Origin of the sequence: Paenibacillus sp. FSL M8-0212, assembly GCF_038004645.1 — a bacterium.
In the GTDB taxonomy this organism is placed as follows: Bacteria; Bacillota; Bacilli; order Paenibacillales; family Paenibacillaceae; genus Paenibacillus.
This window is the reverse complement of the sequence record NZ_JBBORP010000001.1, coordinates 3,659,156-3,682,936: the sequence shown is the minus strand read 5'-3', so window position 1 is coordinate 3,682,936 and position 23,781 is coordinate 3,659,156. Positions and strand designations below refer to the sequence as shown.

The window sequence follows — 23,781 nt, the reverse complement described above, 5'->3', positions numbered from 1 at the left end:
GAAAAAAGACTCATATATGAGTCTTTTTTCCTTTAATGTCTTAGTTTACGACAAGAACTGCGTTTCTATTTATTTCTGCTACTTGTTCTTCAACCTGAGCAACCCCATTGGCAAATGCATGTACTGCTTTCACACTTACGAATTTCCGCTTAATATAGTAACCTTCTCCATCCGGCAGTACTCGACTACCTGAGACAAAAGGAACTTTAATATTAAACAGCTCAGTATCTGTAGATTCAGCCGTACCCAACAACCAACCGATCTGACCGGATTTAATCTCTTTCATCCACTCATCATAATTACGGTTAATGGCATTGGCTTGCCCAGAAACGATAATATAGACACCGTGCTCTCGTCCGTTTCGGGTGATGTATTCCAGATGAGCTGTGATCGTTCTGGAGATACGCTTAGCTAGGAAATCAACATCATCCATCATTAGAACCATCTTCGGAGCGAATTCATCTGGATCAGCAACTCTCTCTTCCAGTTTCGTACGTAGATTTTCGATCATTTCTTCCATCGTTGCCTCATTGGTTGCAAATGCCACCGTATGATTTAATTCCTTCAGTGCTCCCAATCCTTGAGGCGTGCGTCTAAAGTCGCATAGATACAGTTCAAGCTCATCCGGCGAATACTTCATGGCTGATATCAATCCTATTGTGACGAGCAATGACGTTTTACCAGATTCCATTCTTCCGGCAACTATGAAATATGGACCATCCGCTTCCATATCCCATCCCAACATTCTCAAACTATCAATGTTCATATGAACGGGTAGCGTAGGGGCAGACACAATATTAATATCTTTCAACACTTCTGTAATAGCAATGACCTCAGGTAATACTCGAATGGACTCTGGTTTAGCAGTCTTACAAGCAGCATCAAGTTCTGCAAACTGTTCTCGTAATAACTTGGCACGGGAAGACTCATTCACCGCATTAATGGATAACGCTGTTTGGAATTCATATGGAGGGATTGTTCCCTTCACAAAGGCCCTTCCTTCCGGCATCTGTGTTGGTGCTTTGTTCAGCCTTCCTACGGCATAGTTATAGTCCCCTGCATCTGCAAGCATATATGAGACAGCATTCGGAAAGTTACTGCGGATTCGTTCCAACATATCGGAAATACGGTTGATCGTTGCTACAAAGTATATGCCTAGTCCCGGACCTTCACGCAGCAGAGGATCCAGCTTCTCATGAAGCTTCTCGAACTGCCCTCGGAAACTAACATAGCTATCGATAATGACTAGTATGGCCGGCAGCGTATTTCCTGTTTCAGCACAGTAAGACAGTCTGGATTTCACTCCTGTTTCAGCAAACAGCGTTTTGCGCTTACTAATGGTCTCTTCCAGATAATTGAACAATCGGTTCATCTTCTCTTCCTGATCATCCTGAATGACATCCGCTACATGAGGTAATAGAGTATAATCCTTCAGCATTCTTCCGAAATCGAGCGCATAGATATTCACATCATCAGGTGTGGTTTCTATTGCCAGTGAATAGAGCAAGGTCTGGATAAATGTTGTTTTCCCCGTACCTGGCATACCATATATTAGCCAATGTCCTGATTCGAGATCGATCCGAAGTGGAAATTGTCTTTGGTTCACTACATCATCAATAAGTCCAACTTGCGGATTCAAAATTTTACCTGGTTCACTGGAACTAACAGCCAGATCTTCCAAGGTCAGATGATTAGGCAATGGCTCCAGCCAAGGACCTGGTAGACGCTGAATACCTTCGCGTTCTGCTTTCATCGCGATATGCTCAATAAGAACGTTTAATTGTTTTTTACTGAGTGTCTTTTCTTCAGCAGGTTTTGTTTCCTGAAGCAACTCGAGCTGGTCTCTTAACTTGGTCTTGCGTCCATCTAATTCATAAGCATACATATTGCGGTCAGATTGCGTAATACTCTGATCTGGTCGATACGGAGCACCGCTCCATGCGAATTGAACGGATTCAAATACTTCATTACTACCGACTTGTAGAAAACCACGACCCGGGTTTGTAATATGAGCAGCATCCGGAATTCGGATCATCTCACGACTATCACTTTCGTCCTGAACTCGAAGGCAGACTTTATAACGGGAGTTACTCCAGATTTTATCATCTACAACGCCGCCTGGTTTCTGGGTTGCCAAGAGCAGATGCACTCCCAATGTCCGACCAATAGCCGCAATGGAAACCAATTCACTCATGAACTCCGGTTGGTCTTTTTTCAGTTGGGCAAACTCATCGATGACGATGAATAGATGCGGGAGAGGATCCCGATCTTTCCACTCTGTAAGATAATATTCGTCAATATGCTGTACATTACCAGCAGCAATGAATAACCGCTGTCTTCGTTTAAGCTCGGCTTTAAGGGAAACCTTAGAACGTTCGATTAATCCTTCTTCTTCGAGATTGGTTACTGTGGCAATAACATGAGGCAATTCCTGGAACGTGTTGGACATGCCCCCACCCTTATAGTCAATCAGCATAAACGCCATATCATGGGGATGATATTCAACCGCGAGTGATGCAATAATGGATTGAATAACTTCACTTTTACCTGAACCGGTCGTCCCTGCCATGAGTCCGTGAGGACCATGCCCTTTACGTTCGATCTTGTCATGAAGGTTCAGAAGAACCGGTTTTTTCCCCCCTCTAACACCCACAGGGAAAGGAAGGGTATTGGGATAACGTGACTTCTGCCAATTGTTTTCCACATGAAACTGTTCTATATTCTGTATTCCAAATAGTTCAAACAACGTCAGTACATTTACAATCTCATCCGCAGAATTCCGCTTGATCCGATACGGAGCAATCTGACGTGCAAATTGATCTGCTTGTTCCAGTGTCATCTGATCTGATTTGAAGGGTTGTACAAATGGGATCTCATCCTTAGGCTTGGCATAGGTAGCATCGCCAGCAGAACCACCCGTTACATTCGTTGAACGCATGACCCCTTCAGCCGAATGTAAATCAATAACAAGTTCACATTCCTTCGGAAGAACGTCCTTGCTCGGTGCAAGTACGATGCTGCAGACACCAATGACCTCTGAGCTCTTCATCATCAAAGGAAGAATAGGTTCATGCTCCAGCATCTCAATGAACGGCAGGAAACAGACGTAAAACGGGAGTGCTTTCTCGCCCTTGTTTAACCATTGACGACGCTGTAACATCGTAAATAATTGCTCCATCAATTGAGGTTGATATCCACGTTCTTCGAACAGATATCTGCCCGAACGGGTGTCGTTCCACACATGGGGAATCCACCTCATCCAGTCCCAATTTTCTCGCTGTATCTTATTCATAAATACGGCCATTTTAAGCTCGTCCGGTGCATGATGTGCCGCAAGTTGGGTCACAACAGTACGACAGAACATATTTAGTTCTTCTTCGTTGCCAACAAGTCCGATAATGCGATATTTACTCAAGTCCAACAAGGCGGGAGCATTCGTAATTGTAGTGAATTTCTCCGTCATTTCCCTCGCTTTTTCAAGCATCGGATCCTTCTCTACCCCGTTTTGCTTAGGTATTGTAATGTCGAAGTTACTTGGCACGGTTCCAATGCCTACGCGAACTTTCAAAAAGTCGAAATCCTGTGGAATTCGCTCCCATACCGAAGAGCTTCGCTCCTTGACCATATTGATACAAAATTGTGGATCCAAATGGGTTTGGTGCCAATTCAAAATCAATTCGTTCTTCCAGTTCTGCAGCGTTTCCCTGTTCTCATTGATATGATTGTCGTATAAACGTTCACGATCTTTAATTTTCTTGCGATGCTTTGCTTTACTCTGAAAATGAACCAGTACAGGAACAAAATACGAAACGACCATCATACAGAGGGAAATCATCTGCACAGTTACAAATTGCCCATTCCCCCGACTTTGGTAAAAAGTCATCATTGCCGCTCCACCTGCAACTGTAACCATGATGGGAACCATAATCGAGATAATGTTCAGTTGTGGTGGTTGAGGAAGTGAAGGCGGGGAGAAAATTTCCACTTCCTCTCCCGATGTTTCCTTAATAATCCTAGGCGATCTCTTATAAAAAAAATGGGACATGCTCAGTCTGCCTCCTCTTCAACGTATTTTTTAGCGATTCATGCAACCCTTCGGATAATAACCTGCTGCTGCTGCATCTCTTTCACTTGAGAAGGTCTCATCTTCCCGATAACCATAAGAACATGTACTAGGGTAGTAGTATTTAATACCGGTTGTCAGATCGACAGCGCCTTTAATCTCTGTTTTCTTGACCAGTCGGCCTCCACCAAGAGCATAGTTGTTATAGAATTGGTCCCCTATCGGAATTCCTTGGATAAATGCCATAATTCCAATGTCATCGATGGAGTTGATCCATTCTTCCTGTGAAATTTGTGGAAGGCTAAAGGTATAATGGACTCCGTACCGAGTCGCGTACTCATTATGTTTGTTTATATAATAAGCCAGATCCTGTTGAATACTTTTCACGATGACACTTTTTCGCATCGCTTCAAAATTGGCTGCATTGTCTAATAAAGGAATGTTGGTTGTGCCCTCCAAATCTTCACGGAACCCTTCAACCCAAGCCTTTGCGTAAGAATCATACGCATATACATAACTGTCCAACGTGAAATTAATACTGTTACCTCTGTCGTCCGAGTACGAATATGGTTTCTTCGGTCTCCACATATGCTTGAATACCCTCTCGCCATTGGCATCCCTGTACTCATCCACTGCGTACAAGTCATAGCCATCGTAATCAATGACGGCAACTGCTGGAATATATCCGGCAAGAGCTCCCTGTCTAACAGGGTCATTGACAACATCAAAATTCAAATAGAGTGTGCGAAAGAAAGTGTCCAGCGCTCTCTCTTTATTCGCAAAGAAGAATTTTCTCGACTGATAACCCGCCTCATATTCTTGGAGTACATTCATATTTAACATCTGAGAAGCATCCTGAACTGCAGTATGCAGTGAAGCTGAATATTGATCAGATAAGGCCTGAGCCGTTTTTTGGTCTCCTGTTCGAAAATCCATGACTAGATAAAAAGGGACAAAGATACAGATAAACAATATTGCCAGATTAGTAATCTTCATTGATTACCATTCCCCCGTAAGGAACATAGACCTTAACGTTGCCATCCGTGATGCCTCCAGTAAAAACATCACTAAGGATTGTAGCCATGGTGCGATTAACATTTTTCACTTTCACGGTGAAGAAGTCACCTACCGCCATGACATATCTACGATTTAGATCAGATGCTGGGCTATTGGGAAACAACCTCTGCATAATTTCCTGATTATAATGACCATCGAAGTAGGTCGTGAAACTATCACGGAATGTAGCCGGATTAGCCGGATCGGTATATTCCGGATTATATTTCTTGTGTAAATGTTCCATCTGGATGTCATACTGATTCCCCGTAGCTCCGAGCTTTTGGTTGAACTCTAGATACATCTCAGGAGTGATATACCCCTTGGTTCTAGCGGAATCCACGAATGTAGTCACAGCTGAGTGAATAACAATCTGAGACAAGTCATCCTGTCTTTGAGCCTGTTGGAACAACGGATACAAGAATAACAACACGATGGCAATGAAAATGCCTAATATTTTGGAGAAAGAGTTTTCCACACTAGCTCACCCTTTATGTAAAAACAATGGTTTGTACTTTGCCTTGACTGTCTCGAATATATGAAACAACATAGGTTCGATTGAGATCGACTCCTGATACATCAATACTTTCAATATCATCTGAACTATAGAAGTATTTATTAACTACACGAATATTGGCGTCCAAGGTTTTCATTTGTCTTATGCTTTGAAGAACCTCTGCACCCGTATAGGTAACTTGCTCCGTAATTTCAAGACTTGTGAACAACCTTCGCTCTTCATTTACTGCGGATTTATGCGTAACGTTAACTGCCGCATCCTGAGACTGAATGCCTCCAAGAGCGAACATACAAGCCACGATCAGAATGCTGATTTCAGCAGCGACCAGTATGAACTTTTCCATCGTTTCGCTCATTGGAGACCTCCTTCGAATTGAGTCAGAACTATCTAATTTTGTTGCACAAATTTAATAGCTCTAATCATATTATTACCATCTCTCACTATACTAGATATAAATTTCCCACTTGGATTAATATATTGGGGACTCGCCTGATCCTCGGCATTCACTAAACTTGTCTTTTTATCTTGATCAATATTCATAGTACTTACTATTCCATTTTCAACTCCAAAAGTATTACCATAATAGTTACCTACGGAGTCACCTGCAGCTCTCTGTTTCCCCGTAATAACCTGGATACCAAACTGTTCCTGATTCATGTATTGTCTAACTGCATTTAGAACCTGACTACCTGATAAGACAGTATTGCTATACGTCTGATACTCCGTATCCGATAGTTGTGTCGTAATCGCGGCCATCTTGGTCTGTCCCTGTTTTGCTGCATCCTGCGATGAAATCGTAATAATAACTACAATTGTAATCAACATAATTGTTAGGAATATGCCCGCCGCCACTCGAATACCGACGCCTGTATTCTCTTCCAAGTTTATCAGCCCTCACTTTTATTTTGGCTATTCTTGTTCAAAAACAATGCCTCTAATCATATTATTCTTATCTCTTACAATAGAAGATCTAAACTTCCCACTTGGATTAATATATTCATTAGCAGATTGCTTCTCAGCATTAGCAAGGCTCAAAATACCACCACTATTGGGAGTTATCTCTCCGATGTCGTTAAATACATCGCCGTAAAAAGTACCTTTAGGCTGTGTAGGTTTTTGTTTTCCCGTTATGACCTGCACACCAAATTGCTCTTGATTCATATATTGCCGCACTGCATTCAGCACCTGGCTACCTGACAAAGTGGTATTGCTATACGTCTGATACTCCGTATCCGACAACTGCGTCGTGATTGCAGCCATCTTTGTCTGTCCTTGTTTCGCCGCATCCTGCGATGAAATCGTAATAATAACTACAATTGTAATCAACATGATGGTGAGGAATATCCCGGCTGCGACCCGTATACCGACGCCTGTATTTTCTTCCATGAAAAAATCAATCCCCTCTTAGATGGTTTGTAATTGTGTTGATATATCACTTAGTTGTTTGAATGACATGTAAAGGAATGGGAAGACCAGATATAGTGCAATCAGCAGTGCACCTGGTGTCCAGCCAAATAACTTGCCATACGATGTTTTCTTTCGAATCAAACGCTCAAGGCGTTCCTTCTTCTGCTCAGCATAGTACTCTTGTTCCATCTCCAGATCGTCAAACGCTTCACGTAACGAAAGCTTATCTACCGCTTGCATTAGACGCTTCACGATTCTACCAAACGAATCGAACGGGGCATCCGATTTCAGCATTTTCAAGGCTTCCTCTGCACCACTATCATAATTGAGCAGACATTTTTGTAGCGCTGGTCTGAAAATGATACTGTATCGTTCCATCCACTCAAGTACGGTCTCCACAGAGATCCGTTCAAATTCACACAGAATCGAGATTAACACATGGAATTGGTCCACTTCATTTTGCATTTCCAATGCGCGTAACCGACGCTGAAATTGTAAAATCCATATGGTGATGTAATACCCTGTAACTCCAAAGCCTATAGCGATAAGGAGTTCCCACCATTTTAGATACTCGTTGTTCACAACAGTTACTTTACCGATAATCCGATTGACAGTATTATTCATAGCCACATCTGTTAATGGCTCATTTGAATGAGTTTCTATGGACTGAACAACCTGTTCTCGCGTCAAATCTTTATTCGTCCGAAGATCTTCGATAATTTGGTTGTCCATTGTCGTTACCTGATTAGCACGCTCCAATTCATCCGCATTCATATATCCAAGAATGTTCGTTGCTTCTGACGTCGGTTTGCTGAATATATGGTGTACGCTGTTGTAATGTAAAAACACAGAGAACACAATTACACCAATAAACGCGGAGACAGAGATAACGATTCGGTGGATATACAACCATTCCAATGTTAGATGAGAGTTTGCCTCTTTGAGGAGCATGTTGGTTCGATGATGCTTCCTCGTATTTGGTGACGGGACCAATCGATCCACGATCCACTTGACCCAAGACCAAGAATATGCTTTCTTTTCCCACTCTTTTCGCGGACCTTTAGCTACATATTTGGCTTCATCATTCTCCGATAATTTACGAATTAGCAAGTAACAGATTACAGCTGAAGCGTATATGAACATTCGAACTAAAAAACCAATTCTGCTGTCATAGAACTCTGTCGTAATTGGAAAATAGTTTTCCGCCCAACGCTGCAACGGAAACGACAGCAGGATTGGAATAAGTGCAAGTAAGGTCAATCCGCCTAATTTGTAACGTAATTTTTGCCTTCTCATCAGGTCATATCTGATCTCTTGCACAAATTTATTAATGGCATTCAGATACATGGAGCCCTTTTGAACGTTGCGATCACCATACTCCATAATTAAATGAGACACTCCGGAAAAAACTTTCAAATAACGGTTAGGCGCAACCGCATAGTATTTTTCCAGCTCTCGAGCAGGGTCCTTGGATGTTAATACTTCGTGAATCCTCTCCGTCTGAAGCTTGATGTCATGCGGTGACGATTGTGCAGCCTGGTACAAGGCCTCATCAACCATCCGTACTTCCTGATAATGATGACGATCATCCTCCAGAACATTCGAGAACTGTTTTAACAGACGATCTTCAACCCGGTTCACAAAAATATCAATGCACAATTCGTTTATAACGATAGCTGCTAACGCTCCAAAGAATAATGCCATCCAACTTTTACTGATTATTGCCAGTACAATAAGACCAATAATGATAGATCCTAGCGTCAAATAGGTAATTCGCATCGTTTCTTTACGCAATGAATACTCATCGTAGGTGTTGATCGCAGTCAGACGTTTACGAATCTTCAGAATCTGTGACTTGACGATCGGAACCTTGATCAGTTGATGATATGATTTCTGGTAAAACACCAACAATTGTCGTGGTGTTTTTCCTGTTACATTTTTAGAAGAAGGCCATACATTCTCACGATTCTTCTTCCGCTTGCGATCTTTGAGAATAAGATAAAGAAGTATTCCGCCCGAAATAAGCAGGGCACCGCCCGCAATGGCAAAAATCCATATCCACTTATTCATTGAGCCTGCCCCCAGTGTGCATTCAGAAACTGTCCGAAGTTCTCACGATCTTCCTCGTTCATGTTAAACAACATTTTTTCGATTTTTTCAGGAGAGATTGGAGACACAGCAACGTATTCACCATTATGGTATTCAATGATATTTCGTGCATTCCATACTCTTCCGCTATTTCTTCTGTACACTTCTCTTTGAAGATTGACCAAAGCGTCCAACTTGCTCTCAATAGAATCATCTTTAGATAACACTTCTTCATGCTCCAACGTATCCGATTCAAATCGAACAGGTGTGATCTCAGTTATTCGCTCAATGTAACGTTTACCGTTCATTTCCTTACGCATGTGAACATCCCATTGCACCGCATTTGCTACCTGTTCTTCTGCGATACGCTCATTCTGGAACACACCGGTTTTGAGCAATGAGTTCCGCAAAGACCATACCAATTCTCGTGCAGAGGTCGCATGATGTGTAAAGATCGTAAACAAACTTGCTACCTGCGACATCTGAATCATCCAAGCTGCCACGGGGTCCGTAGCGACCTCCCCCAGAATGTTTACGGAACCGTCCGTTTTCTTCTGAAGGTCTAGTCCAGCTTGTCCAGCAATGTTCTCGGTTTCTCGCAATGCTAGTGAGTTACGTTGTGGATATAGTCTTCTTAGATGCAGCTCAAATGTCATCTCTTGAATCCTCAAAGTTAACGTAGCGTATATGTATTTAACTGAGGCCATGACCAAAGATGTCTTTCCTGAACCCTGAGGTCCAGTAAATGCAGTAACCTGCGCACCTTTCATCAGATACTTAATCATATCTCTAGCTAATTCAGCATTTACGGCATCTTTGGATGAGATCAGATGATCTAATTTCATATTTGGTAGATCAAACTTCCTAACAAAAAATGCCCAACTCTCTGCAAACGGCGGTCGAACAACCACGACCCTGGATCCATCTTTCATCTCATTTACTTTAAAACCGTTCGTCTCCGTTAGTTGACCTGGATTGTCATACTTATAGATGTTCTGACATACCCTTTTCAATTCTAGGTCGGTTTCAAAACTTAAAAACGATAAATGTATAGATTTACCTCGAAAGAAAATCCATACGCTCTGGTACCCTGGGTACTTGTATTGCTTCATTCCTTGCAGTAATGAAATCTCATCTTCCACAATCTGCATATTGGTAGGAACACCAGATACCCCACCAGATACGCCATCAATGGACATATCACGAATTTCGTCAATAACGCCAAACCCTTTATAATGCTGGTATACACGCTGCACAACGATAGCTAACTTGTCATCAAACTCCAAACCACCACGTGCTTCTTTGACAAAAATGGAGTCAATCTCATCACCCGTAATTACATATGAATCTACCGTTCCATCTTCAATAACTTTTTTTGGTTGATCCAATTGATACTTATCAATTAACTTGGATAGACCTTGAAATCCGTGCTTCTTTTTATATATATGAAGCAAAATATCAAATTTATCTTGTTGTGTTAATTGATCTTCATCCTCAAAAGGAATGATTCTATCGATATTATCATCGTTAAAACCATAATTACGTTCCAAAAGATCAGATATAAATTGCTTAAGATAAATCTTCTCTTGTATGTCACCTGAAGTCGCATTTTTCATGGCACTTCTTAGCTCAGCTACAACTCCCAGACGACGATTGTATTCCTCGCTTGTCATTCCCATATCCAACAAGTTACTGTTTACGTACTCATTAATCATGGTTTTAACGTATTCAAGAAGATAATCAAATTGGAACCGTTCTTCATTTTCATTTTTCTGACGTGTTCCAACCTGACCAGGTTTTCTGTTCAACTTCAAGAATAAATACGCAATTAAAACAGCTACGATCAAAACAATTGCGAGGAAATTAATGGTGAAATTCAGTCCCATCTTAATTCCCTCTTTCAATTCGCTTCAGTTTGGTGTTAATACCAATCTCATGCAGTATTGTTTTTGCAGCACGGCCAACTTCCTGTATAAAGTAATGATTTTCATGACTGCTGCCGACAAATCGATTTCTAGCAAAGAAACCTTTAATGTCACCATCATTTAAATGATCTTTGAAGCTTGTATTATAGGGAATTGTCAATATAGGAGCTTTGAGCTTGTACTTGTTGGCTATATTTTTGATCTTATATTTTGACATAGGATCATACTGCGTCATAAGAAGCAGATGTGGCTTTTCTTCAAGTACCTCTGGCCAATGCTTCCTTTGATTGTCAAAATATTTTTCTAGTACACTTATATTTTGATTCACACAGATAACCACCAAATCTGCATCCCTGATCAGGCTGTTAGAGACCTCGTTATCCTGCCCACTTCTAGCATCCAAAAGTGAAATGCCATAGTATTCTGCCGCCATACGAAATACCATATTCACAGCTTCGATAGAACCCTGTTGTGGTCGATTAAGACGTTCACTTCCCCAAAGAAGGTCCAAACGATTCCGCTCTACCATTAGTGTATAATTTTTAACACTATTGCGTTCAAGCTTACTACTCTTCGCAACACGCTCTAATGAGTCGAGCCCCAATCCACCAATGGCAAAAAATTGCCGATTATATTGATTAATTGTTTTATTGAAAAACCGCTCCATATCCCCGTCCGTCCGCTGCGGCTGAGATACTAAAGTTCTCACATCATACTCCAACCCGATAAATGCAGCCAAAGCAGCGGTTGCACTGGTTACGCCTAATCCATGCTGCATACCCCATAATGCAATTTTACCCATGTTAATTACTCCTTTCGGCCCGCTTCCATAATGCGTTAACTTTTGACGTTTCCAACCCAAGGATGAACTCTATCGCCTGTTTAATGACTAGCTTGTATGAACTGGACATACGTTTGACCATGACTGTATTTTTATATTGATTAATAATCTTCAGTGTCTGATCACGTTCATCAGGATAATAAACAAGACTCTCTTTCCACAATAAAGGTAGTTCATCCAGCAAACTATCCATATATTTTTCGTCCAGATGATTACTAACCTCATAAATAATTTTCGTTACCGGAAGGTTAACAGAGGATAACTTTTCTCCCTGGAAGTACGCGCGAATAAGGTTAACGTTTTTCTGAATAACAGGATTCTCATAGGAAGTCACAACATAAACAAAATCCACTTCTGGCCAATCAACCAACGAAGCCTCGTCATTACAATCTATGAGTACAAAATCATATTTCTGTTCTTCCAGATTATGCATCAGGTCCTCATATGAATGGACATCTTCCATAACATCAAATTGATCATGAGTGTTCATCGTGAGAGAATGATCAATTTTAGGGAATACGAACTCATAATCCTTATTTTGCGTTGCATCTACAATCAGAACCCGATGATCCATTGACAACAATTTACCAAGGTACATCATAAAATCCGTTTTATCATAGTGGCCCATAACAAGTATTTGTTTCATCTTGGTCTCCTTATTTACTGTGCAGGTTCACGTGTATTGCTATCTTTGAAAATACTACCTGAGTCTGAAGTTGAATTTGGTGTATTTCCAGTATTACTTTGCTGATTCATATCCTCTGAATTTTCATTCATCAGAGAATTATCTTGCTGGGATGTTGTTCCGTTCCCTTGTCCTTCTGTCTCAGTAATGTACTCCCTTGAGTTCATCTCCGTCGTATTACGTCCACTGATATACTTTTGTCTATCTTCATCACTCATGGACTGAAGATCTTGTTCTAATTTTGCTCTTACTTGTCGTTCGAGAGCCGTTGTTGCCAATCCAACAATATTAGGATTAGATTCAATGAGATCCAATACTTTAGGATTAGATGGATAGTTGATGATTGCACCATCTTGCATGTAAGGATCAACATAACTTAATGCATAGATAGAGGCATCATTGATGTAAGCATCTACAATAGCACTTGACATCGTCAAAATTTCTTTTTCAGTCATTTTGTACCATATTGTTCCATTATTTAAATCTTCTACTTTTTTCTTAGAAAGTACTATGTAATCCTGACCTGTTGCAAAACGAATCCGAACATCTACAAATTCATCTTTTTTCAACTTTAAAGGAAGCTGTACTAGACTAAACTCTTGGTTTCTAAGGTCATTCGGTGTTATTCCATCTTCAAACAACATTGGTGTGGTGATAATAGAGTTTTTCTGAACATCAATCTTAATCCTTTTCCCTACAATCTCTGCTTGCTCTACTGTATTTTGGGGTACCGTACTAACCGGTACAACTAGAGAACTCACGTCATCTTCTGTAATTAAATCTCCGGCCTTATGATCATCATTCAGTACGATCACTTTCATCTTATCTTCATTCAACTTCTTCTGTGCATCTTGAAGTTGTTGCTCAATCTGAAGTGTTCGCTCAACATATCTTCCTTGAATATAGTCAATAATAAAATAGCCAGCGATAACACATACAAATAAAATGATTGCCCCCCCAATGGAAGCTGACAGAAGCAACTGCTTCTGCCTAAAACGAATCTTAGACATAACGAACTCCTCTCAATCCAACATGATTAAACTTAATTATTCACGACCAATAATATTACCAAAACAATAATAATAACGATGCACAGTCCAAGGACACCATACAATAATGCTTTTGAAGATATCTTCTTAGAGTCCCCCATGTAACTTTTCATCAACTTGTTTAATACCGAGTCTGTATCTCCTTGGTGTTTATAGGGATCAGCATGTGGTGGAATTCGATATACGAGATTCCCTGGAAGATCTTTTCGAATATCTTGGATACTGAGATTTTCAACAAATGGTACACAATAAACCCAATTAGACTGATCCATTTTTTTATGTAAATCTCTAAATCTTCTAATTTTCCCTTGTCGCCACTCGCTACCCGCACCCAACACAATGTTTACACTCGCTCTGTAGAACTCTTTACTCCAGTCACTCTCTTCAAAGCTCCCGATATCTAAAATTAAGTAGTCATGTCCTGCTGTAATCAGATGGTTAATATCCAATTTGTTATTATTCTTGTAATACTCCACGCCCTCTATAGAGAAGTGAATGTTATTGCTTTTGAAATCCTGTGTTCCTTCATACGCGTTCTCAATACTTGTAAAGTCACTTGAACTATTTGCCTCTACTAAACCTACTGAGTAGCCTTTACGTTTTAAATAGTTTGCAATTAATATACTTTGATGAGTTGAACCGACTTTAGATTCAACACCCATAACTCCAACTAAAATCGTTCCGATGATTCGATCTTTTAGAATGATTCTTTCTTGGATCGGCACATCTGGAAGTTCCAAATCCATGACATCTGATGAGTCAAAACTGCCTGCAGAGGTTAATTTCGCTGTATATCGATAAATGCGATCCTTAATCTTCTCAAGATCAGAATCTGTTGATTCCCAATCCTCTTGTCCATTTCCAGTTACCTCGCTTTGATTTGGCAATAAATTGCGCAGTGCTGGAATAATGGACTTTGGCTTCGTTCCTGGCGAGGTTGTAACAACGTTGATCCCCATGTCTGCCAATTCATGAACGACTCCGTCATCCTCATAACGATCAAGAGCAATGACAATAATTCGAGTATTTGAACGCACTGTTCGATATTGACTAATTCCACGTAGAAAAGTATTTGAATCGGTGCAGTCTAAATCAGTTATAAATGCATTGATGTTAATTCTAGCTACAGCTTCGCAAAATTCGATAAACTGACCACTCTCAAAGCGACCTACTTTTTCAAAACTAACATCTGTATTCCCTATGGCTTCATGTACTAGTGTAGAAGCTTTACTGGAAATGATAACCGCATTCACTATGTTTGCCTCCATTAATCCGCTAAAATTTTACTTTGGTCTAGATCAAAGATTCTATTAAGCCCACTTTGCTTCGTTCGAATAGCTCCTTCTTTCGCCTCACGGATATGATCATCCAGTGTAAATTCAGGCTTAGTGTCAATATACCCAATCAGTACAGTACTTGAGGCTTCAACATCAATTTTCATCCTTATGGAGTTAGCCAGCTCTGCTAATGGTAAATTAGAACTTGTTATAAGAGCTACAATGACATCACTTTGGTAACGTCCAGCAAATCCACTACCTTCCAAAGCCCTGCCCACGGCTCTTCCCGCTCTCTTAAAGGACTCTTCCTCCGAAATGTGGGTTGGATTCTGAATTTCTATGTATAATACCCCTACTGTCTTCCCTTTGGATAAAGCTTGATTAGCTTGATGAATAAAATGTTTTTGCGTGAACAAACCTGTTACTTCATCACGTGTTGATGTGTATGTCGCTGCTTGCATAACCCCAATAATTTTTTCGAAAATCATCGTGAACACTATGAAGCTAACAAAAACACTCAAAATCAAACTAAGTTCTGCCAATAGTTCATAACCTGTAAATGCGCCCGAAAGATGCAACAATAGCTGCATTGCAAAAAGGATCGTTACCATAAAATACTGTGGATTTAGCCCGACATCCGGAAAAATCTTGATGAGTGTGTACAATGTCACACCTACTACAGAGAGAAACACTAAAAAGGAACTCATTTGTACGGGTAAGAACAAAGACATTGCGGCAGTAATCAAAGTAACCGCAGTTCCGCCTAAATGTACATAAAGTTTGTCTGTTCGTTTGTTGTAGTAAAGTCGAAATATCCCGATTTGAGCAATTATCATTCCAGCTGCATAGAGTGATATGAAAAACATATATGCAGACATGAGCTTATGAGGCATCAGAGCCATACCCGCATTTGCGAATAACATTAAAGAAAAAGCTCCCAAAAACTTTAAGTATGTTGGGTTTCGCCATTTCCTGTACATTAAAAATCCAATGATAAATAAAACAATATTAATAGACAACATAGAACCGATTGTTAACTTCCCAAAATCCCCCATGTAGTTCTTTTAACCCACTTTCTTGAAAATTATGTAATTTCATGAATTTTACAATTCCAATTTTTCATTCATTTTTCCCATTTTAAATATAATCAAATTCTTATCTAATTTGGTTCTTAGTACCTAGCATTTGGATAAATAAGTAACAGTAGATTAAATAATAGACCCATTTCAGCAATTTTACAACATATTTTTGTTATATATGACCAATTGTACCTAAGAATATAGTCCTTTATTTTCACAACAGTCCTAGACATTGTTTAGTTCAGATCCGAAATTCCCTTTTTCATTTCCAATTAAATTGAGAGGTAATGAAAAACAAGAAAATTTCCAAGTATGTAGCCAACCAGAAAAAACTGCCAGATCAATTGATCTAACAGCGTTTTCTTGGATATATCACCCACTTGTTCTATAGTTTTTCATATTGCTCTTATCACAAAAAAAATGATTAAATAGTCTAAAAAATACTAGAAATTTGCATTAAAAATCCAACTTGCTCCCGGGTGTAATACTCGAATCCTCGAAGTTGTCCACCGTCGTCTTTTTTTCATAAAAGTGTACGGCATGTTGCATAATTCCTTCTCTTGTGTAAAACGCGTCTTCCGCCCCTATTGGAAATATAACCTTTTCTCCTGTGCTTGCCGACTTATAGATACCCACAATCAGTTCAAGCGTATTTCGACCACTTTCTCCGTCCACCAGAAGGGGAGATCCTGTCTCAATAGCATTTAACAAATTCTCAACTTGCCCAGCGTGACCGACATGAGTAACATCCGGTAATTCGTCAGCGAACTTCTGAATCTGGTGTTCCAACTCTCGATTCGGTTCCGGAAATCCGTTATTTCGCGCGGTAGAAGCAACCACTTTCCAAGGTGCAGATACCCGGGCTTTTTTCCCCTGAAAAATTAACTGCTGCTCCTCTCCGTGATGTACAACTGAACTGGTAATCATGCCAAGCGCCCCTTCCTTGAAGCGAAGCATCGCCATGGATATATCCTCAACTTCGGCATTATCATGTGCGGTATTCGCCATCATGGCCTGCAATTCCACTGGAGGTCCCATCATCCAGAGCATGGCATCAATATGATGCACCGCATGATTGAGGGTGCAGCCTCCGCCTTCTTTTTCCCATGTCCCGCGCCACCACAGATCATAATAATTGTGACCCCGCCACCAGAAAGAATCAACCTGCACATGTACGATGGGGCCCATCCGTTTACTGTCCAGCACACCTTTCAGTTTCATCATTGGTGTTGTAAACCGGTTCTGTGCTACTACAGATAGTAACTTGCCACTTTCTTGCGCTGCTCTCAACATCAGATCCGCTTCCTCCAGGGAAGAGGCCATCGGTTTTTCGACTAACACATGCGCACCTGCATGCATGAAATCACATGCAATTGGGGCATGGGTATACGGCGGTGTACAGACTGATACCAGATCAATGTTTTGAGCAAGTAACTCTGTGTAATCCGTGATAGCTTGTGCACCTTTCAGACCATATTCATTAATTCGCTTCTGTGCTTTTTCCACGTAGATATCGACCACAGCAACAATCTGACATCGCTCAGGGAACGCCAAATATGCTGAGATATGTGCTCCACTAATTGCACCTGCTCCGATAATCGCTACTTTTAACATCGTTGTATACCTCCCTTATTCCCTTCACAATACACAATAATAAAGCGCTTTTATGCGTTCATCTTGTGCTAAAATAAAACTATCTTGCGCATGATAAGGGAGGCATTCATGAAGTCCATCTTTCTGGGAGAACAATTTAATCTGGTCTGTCGTCGTACATCCAACACTACGTCTCGCGAAGTGTTCCATGCTCATTCGCAGCTGGAGATAACCTATATTCACGAAGGATATGGGCAGTTGATAACCGAAGGTCAGGTTTTCTCCCTTGAACCCGGTATACTCATGATTTTTCGACCTTTTCAATTGCACCACATCCAGATTCAAGTATCCAGACAGCAGCCTTTCATTCGAAATGTACTCATGGTTGAACTTGATCTACTGAAGGCACATTGGCCCCAATTTATTGTTACTCACGACTTCATACAGGATCTGCTGGAAAAGCAATCCCCCATTCAGCCCATCCGACTTGCTGCGACATCCCCACTCGTTCAACGAATGGAACAATATGCAGATACGTATCCAGGTCTGCTTCCTCACGAAATAGAAGAGGATACACGCCTCTTTTTATTGGATCTGCTCGCACAACTTCGCTATCTGTGGCAAGACGGGCAGCAAAGCCGTTCCCAAGATGTACTTTCGTCCAGTGCAAACGTTCTTCACCCTCATGCCGAAGCCATCATGCAATGGATTGAGCAGCATTACCAAGAGCCTTTTCGTTTGGAGCATATCGCAGATACACTTCATCTATCCCCCTATCATCTATCTCATGTATTCAAAAAAGCGACTGGCACCACAATTGTTGCTTATGCTCAAGCCACCCGCATTCGTCATGCCTGTGTGTTGCTCACCCGTTCCTCGCTCACCGTTCCCGAAATCGGTCACCGTGTTGGTATGACCAGCCCCTCCTACTTTTGCAAAGTATTCCGTACTACCACAGGCTCTACACCGCATCAATATCGGCTGAAGGTGCAGGGGAGGAAGTAACAGTCACAACAACAAGATCGAAGCGAAAAAATTCACTTCTCCGCTTCTTCTCCACTTTCACAGTTCACCCGAATTAACGCAAATTGAGCTCTAACCGTTTCAAATAGGGGATTAGGCGTCTCTCTAGCTGGTTTAAATCATCCTTCTGCTCCGCCGACAAACGTTCCTCATGAATACTTCCATCCTTGTCCATCACCATAACTTTGTATTTCTTCATTTGTTCATAGACAGACTTGAACTCACGATATTGTTCCTTGGTAAATGTCTTCTCTGCCTGTTCCAACTGTTCCGTCCAAAATTGCTCCTCGTCCATCCGTTTTTTGGAGGACCCTACACTCACAGCTTCCAGCTTCTCGAAAAACGGTTCCAGCTCAGCTGCAAGAAGGTTATATCGTTCCTGCTCCACTGTACTCCACTGCTCTGGATGCATATTGCCTTGAGAATCGGCATGCTTCAGAGCCATTTGCCCCATTTGCTTCAGCAGGTCCATATATTGAACAAATTCTTCTTCGCTGAAATGGGCCTTGGCCGTCTGCAGCTTCGCTTCCAACCTCATATAATCCTCAGCTGTTCCCCCCATAGCAGCAACATTTTCCTGTGAACCATATATTCCGTCTGCGAGATAGGTGTACCCTGCGTAGGCTCCGGTGGGAACAATTAGTACAACAGCCAATAGCCCAGTGACCAGCCATTTTTTTCGATTTCTCCTGATGTGTGAATCATTTCGAATACTATCCATCATTTTGTGTTTAATACTCGCAGAGATGGACCAGTCTTTGGTTTCTTCCTGGTAGGCTGTTCGCAACTGTTCATCGAGTTTCATGCAGATCCTCCACCTTTCCCCGCAATCTCGGATTCATCTTCTCTTTCTGTCTCAACTTCGCCAGCGCCGCATGTATACGCGATTTTACGGTTCCAAGCGGAATCTCTAATATGTCAGCAATCTCCTCTTGCGTGTATTCATTTAAATAATGAAGGGTGACCACCTGCTGCAGCTTGTACGGCAAACGGCGGACCAGTTCCAGCAGAGGCCGATTCGCCAGTTTGTTGACCAGATCAGTGGAAAAATCATATTCTAGTCCCACGTCAGATTTTTCGATCCGCTTGCCAAACCGAAACTGCATCAATCTTTTGCGTCGATAACTCTGGACCTGCCGCATCGTCACACCCATTAACCAGGGACGAAAAGCACGCTCCGCATCATATCGCGCTAATGATCGATACGCCTGAATGTAAATCTCCTGTACTACATCCTCCGCGTCAGACTTGTCCTTGATGAGAAATCGCACAGTTTGATATACCCCCGTCACTGTTTTCTCATATAATTCTCCATATGCTTCTTCACGCCCAGCCCGTATTAACGTTACAAGTTCTATGTACTCATCATGCTCACTCATTATCCATCTCCCTCCTCCTTACACTATATATTGGCATTACAGCATTATTTCGTTCGATTTATTTATTGAATGAGTAGGTATGGCTGAATCTGATACAAAAAGGTCCTCTGGTGTTTATCATGATATAATATACCTAATTTTGATATAATTGGAGGTTCTGCATCTGAGTTATAAGATCACCTTTGGTCTTTTGCTATTATCTTATTTCGATCATCGGATCGGTAATCGCCAGAAGCAACCTCGAGGCCTACGCCACGGTATACAGACTTATTGGGATCTTGGTCGTCTCTTTTTCTTTCGAAAGCGGATATAAGGGAGTAACTTAGCAGGGGTGGTCACTACTGTAATGAAACTTTTCAGCAAATTGTACTCGGAATATTTACTGATTCCACGACCTTTACGTTTACTGTTTCTATGGGGATGGATTGTTTTGTTTTTTGTTGCTGGTACCAAATTCAGATGGTTCTACTTCCTACATTAAACTGACTTCAAAGAAGTCTGATCCCCTGGGACATAAAAAAGAGCTGAGTCGTCATTATGACGTCTCGGCTCTTCTTTGATGCTCATCCTCTTCCTTGCAGATAAAGATATAGATAATCAACTCGGGCCCGCTTATACCGTTCCTTTTCGAGACTAACTTTACTTGATATTCAGAAATTCATATCACTTGATCACCGCTCCTGAGTATATCCACCTGTTCAAGTCTTGCCAGTACGTTGGCAAGGCTTTTTTCTCTTTAACGTAGTTGTGTGGCTTTGCTTATGTATTCTTTAGATTTTCTTCAGATTTATGCTCATTAATTCCTTAGTTTTTTTCATTAAGATTGCTATATCAACAAGAGAGGAGGCAAAACAATGATCAGTAATACGATTTTAGAGCTACTTCATCAGTATGGATATCTGATTTTTTATTTTGCCTTCTCATTGGGGCCTTTCGGGATTCCAATTCCAAATGAGATCACGATTATCAGCGGTGCCATTTTGAGTCACACAGGAGTTATCAATTCATGGATCACATACTTCTGTATTTTATCCGGACTATTAACAGCCATTACCTTTGCTTATTTTGCAGGGAAGTTATTTGGAACCAAGATAACACACAGATTTCAACATCATAAACACTTCGTCAAGGCTGAACTGATTCTAAATAAGAGTGGCAATTGGGCGATGTGCATCGGTTTGTTCATTCCAATCGTTCGATATGTTCTCCCTTTGGTCATTGGACTGAGCGGCGTGCAGTATAGAAAATTTGCTCTTATCTCTTATTCAAGTGCTTTGTTATGGACCATAACGTATTTTACAGCGGGAATCTACTTCGGCGGTCCCATTCTTTCTACGCTCCAATTATTACATTTCTAACTGGTTTTGATAACAGACCATCACATATACGGAGGAACCACAATCATGAATTCCAATGAACCTATTTTATTCCTGAAAAGCTTTCTTCAAAGCCCTAAACATGTCGGTAGCATCATACCCAGTTCCCGGTTTCTCGCCAGTAAAATGGTGAAGCAAGCCTCTTGGCTAGAGGCCAAAGCAGTCGCCGAGCTCGGATCGGGTACAGGTGCTGTCACTCGTTATATTCAACAAGAGGTGCAGGGTTCAACGAAAGTGTTCTTGTTTGAGATGAACGAAACGATGAGGAATACTCTTAAGACGGCATACCCGGAGTTCTCCTGTTATCCAGATGCCGCTCGATTAGTAGAATCCATGAATCAAGAGGGCGTTCAGCAACTGGATTACATTTTTAGCGGATTGCCCTTCTTCAACTTTGAGCCTGAATTAAGAAATACGTTGGTAGACCAGATCTATAAGGCACTCAAACCTGGAGGGTTATTCATCGCTTTTCAATATTCACTTCAAATGAAAAAAACATTATCCGAGCACTTTATCATCCAAAAAATAGAATTAGTGCCTTTGAATATCCCACCTGCGTTTGTTTATGTCTGTCGCAAAAAGGAAACAATTTAAACATCTTGGGCTATCGTTTACACTGATATTATCCTAATTTTTAAGGAGTGTTGAATTGTGAATACTGTTCTCGTGGTTGATGATGAACCCGATATCCGTGATGTCATTCATGTCTATTTACGTAACGAAGGATATCAGGTCATTGAAGCAACCAATGGTGAGGAAGCGCTAAATATTATCAAAACAACATCGGTCCAACTCGTAATACTGGATGTCATGATGCCCATCATGGACGGAATCAAAGCCTGCTTCAAAATAAGAGAAGTATCATCCACTCCGATTATAATGCTATCCGCCAAGGAAGAAGACATTGATAAAATCACTGGCCTGACTACCGGGGCTGACGATTACATGGTCAAACCGTTTAATCCGCTAGAATTACTGGCTCGTGTTAAAGCTCAGTTACGACGTCAAACACTGATTGGCAAAGCTGAATTCAATTCACTTATCCTGATCAAGGACCTTGTCATTGATACAAGTAAACATTCCGTGAAGCTCAAAGAAAATGACATTTCGCTTACTCCACTGGAGTTTTCTATTCTGGTGTTGCTTGCCAGCCATCCTGGACAAGTATTTAGCTCCGAGAAGATTTACGAAACCGTGTGGAAAGAACCTTACGGGTATTCCGATAATACGGTGATGGTTCATATTCGTAACCTGCGAGAAAAGCTGGAAGTGAATCCACGGGAACCTCAGTATATTAAAACGGTATGGGGAGTGGGTTATAAAATTGATTAAACGATTACCACAGTTTAAAAAAAAGATACAGATTAACATCCTATATCGAATGTTGATCAGTTTATTGATTTCGTTTGTTGGTTCTGTGGGTGTAAATAATATGTTGATCATAGGTGCCGCAAAAATTAGTGAAAAATTTAATTGGCCTTCACTTCTCTACATCTTTCCTTATGTCCTAACACCAATTTTTATCGTAATTTTCACGTTGATTTTTTTGTTTTCTACACGAAAAATTGTGAGAGATCTCATTACTTTAGAGCAAGGGCTTCAATTCATCTCAGAAGGCAATCTGGACTATCGGGTGCCTGTCAATCGACAAGATGAACTTGGACGCGTTGCTTCCAACATCAATCACATGACTGAACAGTTGCAGCTGCAGATCATCAAAGAGCGCGAGCTGGAGAAATCCAAGATGGATATGATTACGGGGATCTCGCATGACCTGCGCACACCGCTTACCAGCATCATCGGGTATATTGAGCTTCTAAGAACAGAATCATTTCAAGACAAAGCAGAGTATGACCGCTTCATTCAAAACGCCTATAACAAAGCAACGCATCTAAAGAAGCTGCTCGATGATTTATTTGAATACACACGTCTAACCTCAGTAGATACCCAATTGGATTTGAAAAAGGTTGACCTATATCAGCTGTTAGACCAGTTGTTGTTTGAATTTGAACCTTTAGCTCAGGAGAATGGTATTCATATCGAGAAAGAGATCGGTAATGCCCCAATTATGGCCTACGTGGATAGTGATAAGATTGCTCGTGCTATTGATAATCTTCTCATGAACGCCCTGAAGTATTCCTTTAAACCTGGTGTGATTGACATTCGAATGAGTATGCACCATGAGCACATTACCATTCAAGTCGAAAATAAAAGTGCGCCGCTCACAATGGAGCAAAAAGATAAACTGTTTGACCGTTTTTATAAGGTGGATTATTCAAGAAGCAGTGAAGGCATTCAAGCGGGGTCAGGTTTAGGTCTTTCGATAGCCAAAAATATTGCAGAGCTACATCAAGGCACCTTGACGCTTCAACATACGCATAACGTATTTACATTCGAGTTAAACTTGCCTTCCAACATCAAGTGAA

Annotated in this window: 21 protein-coding genes; 5 read left to right on the top strand and 16 right to left on the bottom strand. The window is 41.0% G+C overall.

Translation table 11 applies throughout. The features are described from left to right. Positions 1 to 40 precede the first annotated feature (40 nt). From essC to MKX68_RS16250, 14 genes are all read right to left on the bottom strand, one after another. Entirely contained in the window at positions 41 to 4,045 is a 4,005-nt protein-coding gene (essC, locus tag MKX68_RS16315; protein ID WP_340912941.1) for a type VII secretion protein EssC, read from the bottom strand. 30 nt (positions 4,046 to 4,075) lie between these two features. Further along, entirely contained in the window at positions 4,076 to 5,059 is a 984-nt protein-coding gene (locus MKX68_RS16310; RefSeq protein ID WP_017692345.1) for a hypothetical protein, read from the bottom strand. Beyond that, the gene (locus MKX68_RS16305) at positions 5,046 to 5,594 is read right to left on the bottom strand and encodes a hypothetical protein (protein WP_145153661.1); all 549 of its coding nucleotides are present in this window, start codon (positions 5,592 to 5,594) and stop codon (positions 5,046 to 5,048) included. The genes MKX68_RS16310 and MKX68_RS16305 overlap by 14 nt, the downstream gene beginning before the upstream one ends. A 13-nt stretch (positions 5,595 to 5,607) precedes the next feature. Then, positions 5,608 to 5,988 carry a hypothetical protein gene (locus MKX68_RS16300; RefSeq protein ID WP_340912938.1) on the bottom strand — a complete coding sequence of 127 codons (381 nt, stop codon included), beginning with the start codon at positions 5,986 to 5,988 and terminating at the stop codon, positions 5,608 to 5,610. Between the two features lie 32 nt (positions 5,989 to 6,020). After that, positions 6,021 to 6,515: an ABC transporter permease gene (locus MKX68_RS16295; RefSeq protein ID WP_145153664.1), complete on the bottom strand. Its 495-nt coding sequence runs from the start codon at positions 6,513 to 6,515 to the stop codon at positions 6,021 to 6,023. Between the two features lie 27 nt (positions 6,516 to 6,542). After that, positions 6,543 to 7,019: an ABC transporter permease gene (locus tag MKX68_RS16290; RefSeq protein WP_145153667.1), complete on the bottom strand. Its 477-nt coding sequence runs from the start codon at positions 7,017 to 7,019 to the stop codon at positions 6,543 to 6,545. Between the two features lie 18 nt (positions 7,020 to 7,037). Further along, positions 7,038 to 9,110, bottom strand: a complete 2,073-nt coding sequence (locus MKX68_RS16285; protein WP_150364189.1) for a hypothetical protein — start codon at positions 9,108 to 9,110, stop codon at positions 7,038 to 7,040. Continuing rightward, positions 9,107 to 11,014: an ATPase, T2SS/T4P/T4SS family gene (locus tag MKX68_RS16280; RefSeq protein WP_340912931.1), complete on the bottom strand. Its 1,908-nt coding sequence runs from the start codon at positions 11,012 to 11,014 to the stop codon at positions 9,107 to 9,109. Before MKX68_RS16280 ends, MKX68_RS16285 begins: the two co-directional genes overlap by 4 nt. A gap of 1 nt (position 11,015) precedes the next feature. Further along, on the bottom strand, positions 11,016 to 11,855 hold the full coding sequence (locus MKX68_RS16275) for a hypothetical protein (protein ID WP_017692338.1): 840 nt from the start codon (positions 11,853 to 11,855) through the stop codon (positions 11,016 to 11,018). 1 nt (position 11,856) lies between these two features. Continuing rightward, entirely contained in the window at positions 11,857 to 12,540 is a 684-nt protein-coding gene (locus MKX68_RS16270) for a hypothetical protein (protein ID WP_017692337.1), read from the bottom strand. A 14-nt stretch (positions 12,541 to 12,554) separates the two neighbouring features. Beyond that, positions 12,555 to 13,589, bottom strand: coding sequence for an SAF domain-containing protein (locus tag MKX68_RS16265; protein ID WP_340912926.1), 1,035 nt, complete (start codon positions 13,587 to 13,589; stop codon positions 12,555 to 12,557). A gap of 32 nt (positions 13,590 to 13,621) precedes the next feature. Continuing rightward, complete coding sequence (locus MKX68_RS16260; protein WP_340912924.1) at positions 13,622 to 14,881, bottom strand: hypothetical protein; 1,260 nt, start codon at positions 14,879 to 14,881, stop codon at positions 13,622 to 13,624. 14 nt (positions 14,882 to 14,895) lie between these two features. Next, positions 14,896 to 15,960, bottom strand: a complete 1,065-nt coding sequence (locus tag MKX68_RS16255; protein ID WP_340912923.1) for a hypothetical protein — start codon at positions 15,958 to 15,960, stop codon at positions 14,896 to 14,898. A gap of 480 nt (positions 15,961 to 16,440) precedes the next feature. Then, entirely contained in the window at positions 16,441 to 17,598 is a 1,158-nt protein-coding gene (locus MKX68_RS16250; protein ID WP_340912921.1) for a Gfo/Idh/MocA family protein, read from the bottom strand. A gap of 108 nt (positions 17,599 to 17,706) precedes the next feature. Here MKX68_RS16250 and MKX68_RS16245 point away from each other — a divergent pair, with 108 nt between their 5' ends. Further along, complete coding sequence (locus MKX68_RS16245; protein WP_340912919.1) at positions 17,707 to 18,582, top strand: AraC family transcriptional regulator; 876 nt, start codon at positions 17,707 to 17,709, stop codon at positions 18,580 to 18,582. 73 nt (positions 18,583 to 18,655) lie between these two features. On the opposite strand, the gene MKX68_RS16240 is transcribed toward MKX68_RS16245, so the two are convergent. Next, entirely contained in the window at positions 18,656 to 19,405 is a 750-nt protein-coding gene (locus MKX68_RS16240) for a DUF3600 domain-containing protein (protein ID WP_340912916.1), read from the bottom strand. Beyond that, positions 19,392 to 19,979, bottom strand: a complete 588-nt coding sequence (locus MKX68_RS16235) for a sigma-70 family RNA polymerase sigma factor (RefSeq protein WP_340912913.1) — start codon at positions 19,977 to 19,979, stop codon at positions 19,392 to 19,394. The genes MKX68_RS16240 and MKX68_RS16235 overlap by 14 nt, the downstream gene beginning before the upstream one ends. Before the next feature lie 854 nt (positions 19,980 to 20,833). Here MKX68_RS16235 and MKX68_RS16230 point away from each other — a divergent pair. Genes MKX68_RS16230 through MKX68_RS16215 form a run of 4 tightly spaced genes read left to right on the top strand, consistent with a single transcriptional unit; the run spans position 20,834 to position 23,780 of the window. Beyond that, positions 20,834 to 21,337: a DedA family protein gene (locus tag MKX68_RS16230; protein WP_340912910.1), complete on the top strand. Its 504-nt coding sequence runs from the start codon at positions 20,834 to 20,836 to the stop codon at positions 21,335 to 21,337. A gap of 45 nt (positions 21,338 to 21,382) precedes the next feature. Next, positions 21,383 to 21,949, top strand: coding sequence for a class I SAM-dependent methyltransferase (locus tag MKX68_RS16225; RefSeq protein ID WP_340912906.1), 567 nt, complete (start codon positions 21,383 to 21,385; stop codon positions 21,947 to 21,949). Between the two features lie 57 nt (positions 21,950 to 22,006). Further along, a complete protein-coding gene (locus MKX68_RS16220; RefSeq protein ID WP_340912904.1) occupies positions 22,007 to 22,687 on the top strand; it encodes a response regulator transcription factor in 681 nt (226 codons plus the stop codon). A gap of 49 nt (positions 22,688 to 22,736) precedes the next feature. After that, on the top strand, positions 22,737 to 23,780 hold the full coding sequence (locus MKX68_RS16215) for a sensor histidine kinase (RefSeq protein WP_340912901.1): 1,044 nt from the start codon (positions 22,737 to 22,739) through the stop codon (positions 23,778 to 23,780). Position 23,781 lies beyond the last annotated feature (1 nt).